The sequence below is a fragment of the Streptomyces flavofungini genome (assembly GCF_041028215.1).
Classification (GTDB): Bacteria; Actinomycetota; Actinomycetes; order Streptomycetales; family Streptomycetaceae; genus Streptomyces; species Streptomyces flavofungini_B.
The window spans coordinates 1-2,105 of record NZ_JASKYR010001007.1 but is presented as its reverse complement, the minus strand read 5'-3'; the positions used below and the strand labels follow the sequence as shown (position 1 = coordinate 2,105).

Below are 2,105 nucleotides of genomic sequence, written 5' to 3'. Positions count from 1 at the left end.
CACGGAAGAGCCGCAGAAGCCATGACCTCCACCACCGACGCCTCCTCCTCCCACCACGGTGACCGCGAGCGCGGCGACACCCCCCGGCACGGGGACTACGGAGAGCTCCGTGCCCAGCTCGCCACCCTCACCACCGAGGCGTTCCGCCCCGAGCTGTCGGAGATCGACCGGCGCTCCACCCTGGACATCGCCCGGATCATGAACGGCGAGGACGCGACCGTCCCCGCCGCCGTGGCCGAGCAGCTCCCCGCCATCGCCGCCGCCATCGACGGCACCGCCGAGCGCATGGCAGGCGGCGGCCGACTGGTCTACGCGGGCGCGGGCACGGCAGGGCGGCTCGGCGTGCTCGACGCCTCCGAGTGCCCGCCCACCTTCAACACCGACCCGGCGGAGGTCGTCGGCCTCATCGCGGGCGGCCCCGGCGCCCTGGTCAAGTCGGTCGAGGGTGCGGAGGACAGCGAGGAGCTGGCGGCGAAGGACCTGGACGGCCTCGGCCTCACGGCGGACGACGTGGTCGTCGGCATCTCCGCCTCGGGCCGCACCCCGTACGCGATCGGCGCCGTGGAACACGCCCGCGCCCGGGGCGCCCTCACCATCGGCCTCTCCTGCAACGCGGACAGCGCCCTGGCCGCCGCCGCCGAGCACGGCATCGAGGTCGTCGTGGGCCCCGAACTCCTCACCGGATCGACCCGCCTGAAGGCGGGCACGGCCCAGAAGCTCGTCCTCAACATGATCTCGACGATCACGATGATCCGCCTCGGCAAGACGTACGGGAACCTGATGGTGGACGTCCGGGCGTCGAACGAGAAGCTGCGCGCCCGCTCCCGCCGCATCGTGGCGCTGGCGACGGGCGCCTCCGACGACGAGATCGAGGCCGCGCTCGCCGCGACGGACGGCGAGGTGAAGAACGCGATCCTCACCATCCTCGGCAAGGTCGACGCCCCCACCGCCGCCGAACTCCTCGCCGCCTCATCGGGCCACCTCCGCAAGGCCCTGGACACCTCCCGCATCCCGGACTAGGTAGTGACCGAGGCCCCGCCTCAGCCGGGAAAAGCGGCGGTGTCCACGGTCGCCGCGAACGGGGCGGGCAGCTTCAGCGGCTCACCGAACGGCACCCGTTCGGCGTGCTTGTAGGCCCCGTTCTGGGGTTCGGTGAACAGCGTGACCGTGGGCCCGTGCTCGTCGTAGCGGTCCACGAGGAGGTAGACCGGCACGGGGGCGTGCGCGTAGGCCCAGAGCTTCTTGGTGCGGTCGTCCTTGGCGTTGCTCTGCGACGTGATCTCGACGACGAACAGGGCCTCCGCCGCGTCCAGCGGGTCGTTGGTGGCGGGGTCGGCCGCGTCGACCGTCTCGCGAGGGGCGAGTACGAGATCGGGGACGTACAGCTTGTCCAAGGGCTCGATGTGGATGCCGAGAGTCTGGTAGACCTCCAGATCCTCGGGAATCACCCCATAAAGCGTCCTGTGCAGCATGGCTGCGATTCCGTTGTGATGCCTGTGCGGCGGCGGTACCAAGACAATCTGCCCTTCATCGATCTCGGCGTGCCAGCCCTCCGGCACATCCAGCTCACGCCATGCCTGGAGCAGGAGGTCCCACGAGCGGCGGTCTGGAGCCGTGTCGTGCTCGACCAGTGCTGCGGTCATAGCGGGTCCCTTCTCTTGAAGCCCTCGGCGCGTGAGCGTAGATCGACGAGCCTGCGGTCGTTGTCCGCTTCCTCCCAGCGTCCCACGAACGAGCGGCCGAGGCGGTGCCCCGATCACCGTGGCCTCGCCTGAATCCGCCGGTTCAGCTCCCGCACCCGTTCCCGCAGCACCTCCATCGTCGGCACCTGCTCCACCGAACCCGGCGGGCAGTCCCACTCCCGGCCGCCGCCGAACGGCCGGAGCTGGACGAGGCCGCCCTCGCAGCCCATCACCTGTCCCACGCTGCCGTCCCTGTGGTCCACCGCGTACGTCCCTTTCTCCGGCACCGCCGGGTCCTTCTGATCCCCGCTCACCGGGCCCCCTCAAGAACCGTCGCGAGCCGCAGCGCCGTGTCCAGGTTGCACCGCCCCAGCTCCACCAGCGGCAGCGCGCCCGCCGCCGTCATCGGGTCCACCCGCAGCG

At 71.2% G+C, this 2,105-nt stretch carries 3 protein-coding genes; 1 reads left to right on the top strand and 2 read right to left on the bottom strand.

What is annotated here, in order from left to right; all coding sequences use genetic code 11:
- The first annotated feature begins 21 nt into the window (after window positions 1-21).
- Window positions 22-1,020, top strand: coding sequence for an N-acetylmuramic acid 6-phosphate etherase (murQ, locus tag AB8Z36_RS37700; protein ID WP_369217885.1), 999 nt, complete (start codon window positions 22-24; stop codon window positions 1,018-1,020).
- A gap of 20 nt (window positions 1,021-1,040) precedes the next feature.
- Here the strand turns inward: murQ and AB8Z36_RS37695 are convergent, their stop codons facing one another.
- Together AB8Z36_RS37695 and AB8Z36_RS37690 are read right to left on the bottom strand one after the other, a co-directional pair.
- A complete protein-coding gene (locus tag AB8Z36_RS37695; protein ID WP_369217884.1) occupies window positions 1,041-1,643 on the bottom strand; it encodes a Uma2 family endonuclease in 603 nt (200 codons plus the stop codon).
- A 113-nt stretch (window positions 1,644-1,756) separates the two neighbouring features.
- Window positions 1,757-1,996 carry a hypothetical protein gene (locus tag AB8Z36_RS37690; protein ID WP_369217883.1) on the bottom strand — a complete coding sequence of 80 codons (240 nt, stop codon included), beginning with the start codon at window positions 1,994-1,996 and terminating at the stop codon, window positions 1,757-1,759.
- Window positions 1,997-2,105: the final 109 nt, after the last annotated feature.